This is a genomic window from Ideonella sp. P3_A4 (assembly GCF_056403075.1).
On the sequence record NZ_JBFUGE010000727.1, the window covers coordinates 1 to 2,735 of the forward strand.

General features: G+C 68.9%; 3 protein-coding genes. 2 read left to right on the plus strand and 1 reads right to left on the minus strand.

The window, feature by feature from the left end; genetic code table 11:
* Positions 1 to 446, minus strand: a 446-nt coding sequence (locus AC1DYI_RS31815) for a carbohydrate-binding protein (RefSeq protein ID WP_477208111.1), incomplete at its 3' end; no start/stop codon positions are given.
* A 416-nt stretch (positions 447 to 862) separates the two neighbouring features.
* Between AC1DYI_RS31815 and AC1DYI_RS31820 the strand changes: the two genes are divergently transcribed.
* Together AC1DYI_RS31820 and AC1DYI_RS31825 are read left to right on the plus strand one after the other, a co-directional pair.
* The gene (locus AC1DYI_RS31820) at positions 863 to 1,366 is read left to right on the plus strand and encodes an endonuclease V (protein WP_477208112.1); all 504 of its coding nucleotides are present in this window, start codon (positions 863 to 865) and stop codon (positions 1,364 to 1,366) included.
* Between the two features lie 181 nt (positions 1,367 to 1,547).
* Positions 1,548 to 2,735, plus strand: a 1,188-nt coding sequence (locus AC1DYI_RS31825) for an FAD-binding oxidoreductase (RefSeq protein WP_477208113.1), incomplete at its 3' end; no start/stop codon positions are given.

Below are 2,735 nucleotides of genomic sequence, written 5' to 3' on the forward strand. Positions count from 1 at the left end.
GCCTTGTAGCCCTTGCCGTCGTCGGTGACGAGGTCGCCCTTCAAGTACTTGTAGTTCGCGCGCCAGGGGTCGCAATCAGCCGGTGGGGGAGGCGGGGGCGGTGGCGGAGGGGGCGGCGGAGGGGGCGGGGGAGGAGGCGGCGGCGGAGGTGACGAGCAGCTCGACACCTCGGTCCAGGGCTGGCCACTGCCATCCGGGCCGTTGTGGGTGGCGGGGTCGTCGCCCTGGGTCCACCAGTTGGCGCGGTAGGTTTTGCCGTTCTCGGTGGCGGTGTCGCCCTTCAGGTAGGCGATCGAGGCTTGCCAGGGCTGGCAGGCGGCGGTCTGGGCCGCGAGCGGCGCGGCCACTGCGGCCGTCGGCGCGACACCGGCGGTCACGGCCACGGCGGCCGACAAGGCCATCAGCCAGTCGAGCCGGCGCTGCCGGTGTGGAATCTGGTTAGACATGGTTCCAACTCCTTGAGATTGGCTTGTGTGGATTGCAGACCCGCGCGCAGGCGTCGTGCTGCAGGCCGGACGAGCCCTTCTCTGCGAGCGCGCCGGTTGGCTGGAACTATCCGAGCCGATGCTCAGCCATGCCATCAGAAGAAACCAGTATGAGACCAGTAATACCAGTTTGTCGTTGTAACGGTTATCAGCGCGCGACTATGGTTCTTCTATTGCAGCGCTCGGCGCCCTGGTTGTGCGGGCCAATACCAGTTCCAGCGTTCCCGCCTTGGCACTGGCCGCGCACCAGGTCGCTTGCGAGTACTCTCTCGCCGCAACACTGTCGTTGAGAAAGGGCGCCGCATATCGCCGCTACAAGGGCGCCTGGTGGCCATTGACCTCTGCCCACACACGCCAACGCAACAACACGGAGTCCCATGAAGCTGGCTGTTAGTGTCCATTACCTCGGCGAAGGAGCCATGGCTGGCGCCGTGGCTTTCGACGAATGGGATGCGCCCGAAGCGTCCCGAACGTTCACCTCCCACGTCGCCCATGTGGACAAACCAGCGCGAGGAAAACCCGATCTTCGCGGGCTGCCGTGTCTCGTGCAGTTGCTGCGCGAACACGCCCTGGAACCTGACGTCATCGTGATCGATGGGCCGGTCCACCTCGACGTGGCGGAAACACCTGGGCTTGGCCGAGCCCTGTTCGACACTCTCGGTGGTCGCACCGCCATCATCGGCGTCTCGACGACATCGATGCCCGGCATGCCGGCACAGTTCGAGCTCTTCCGGGAGGAAGAGGCCCGGCCTCTGATCGTGACCTGCGTCGGCATCGACCTCGGTGCGGCGAAGGTCAGAGTTCGCACCATGCACGGCAAACGACGCGTCCCGACCTTGTTGAAGCAGGTGGCCCGAATCGCGCGCGGTGGTCAAACCTAGGCTGATGCGCCGCTAGCCACGGGGTTCGTCTTCTCTGCTGTTGCTCATCCTTCGCACGCCACCACGCCGGGATCGCAGGACGGTTCTCGCCTCGCGAACCGTCCTCGTGAAGTCACGGATTCTTCCCGGTGGTCCCGCTCAGCTATCCTAGTGGTCCCATATTGGTATTGTCGGAGACGCCATGGACCGTAGGCAGTTTCTCGCCCTGGGCAGCACCGCCCTGCTGGGCCCCGGGCTGACCGGCTGCGGCGGCAGCGACACGTCGACGACGCCGCCACCACCACCGCCGCCGCCACCGCCTCCCGACTACGACTGGAGCGCCCTCCGCGCCCAGCTGCAGGGCGAGCTGCTGCTGCCTGCCGACACCGACTTCGCCCGCGTGCGCCTGGTCGCCAACGCCCGCTACGACGCGGTCTCGCCCATGGCCGTGGCCCGCTGCGCCAGCGCGTCCGACGTCGCCGCGGCGCTCGGCTTCGCGCAGCAGCAGAAGCTGGCCTTCACCGCGCGCAGCGGCGGCCACAGCTACCTTGGCGCGAGCGGGGGCCCGGGYCTCGTCATCGACGTGGGGCCGATGGACGGCGTGCAGCTCGCGGGCGAGCTCGCCACCGTCGGCGCAGGCGCCCAGCTCACCGACGTGTACGACGCGCTGATCACCGCGGGCCGCTGCATTCCCTCGGGCAGCTGCGTCAGCGTTGGCATCGCCGGCATCACGCTTGGCGGCGGCGTGGGCGTGGTGGACCGGGCGCATGGCCTGTCCTGCGATGCGCTCGTGTCGGCCCGCGTCGTCACGGCCGACGGCCAGCAGCTCGATTGCAGCGCGATACAGCACGCCGACCTCTTCTGGGCCCTGCGCGGCGGCGGGGGCGGCCAAATGGGCATCGTCACCTCGCTCACCTTCCAGACCCATGCCGTGGAGGGCCTGACACAGTTCAGCGCCTCGTTTCCCCTGGCCGACCTGCCCGCGGTGCTGGCCGCCTGGCAGGCCTGGCCCACAACGCTGCCCGACCGCATCTGGTCGCAGCTCGTGCTCTCGGGCCTGGGCGTCTACCTCTGGGGCATAGGCATTGGCGACGAGGCCTCCGTGCAACCGTACTGGGACGACCTGCTCGCGCGCATCGGCAGCACGCCCGACGCCACCGACCTGCAGGCGCGTACCTACCGCGACGTGATGCTGGGCACCTGCGCCTCGCTGACCGTGGCCCAGTGCCACCTGCCCAGCCAGGACAGCGAGGGCCGGCTCCGCCGCGCGGCCATGGCGGCCAGCTCGGACTTCTTCGATGCGCCGCTCGACGCTGCCGGCATCGACGCGTTGGCCCAGGCGGTGCAGCAGCGCCGCGACAGCGGCCGCAGCGGCGTGGTGCTGCTCAAC

Coding starts and splice junctions, on each gene's coding strand:
- AC1DYI_RS31820 (WP_477208112.1), top strand. CDS start 863: ATGAAGCTGGCTGTTAGTGTCCATTACCTCGGCGAAGGAGCCATGGCT.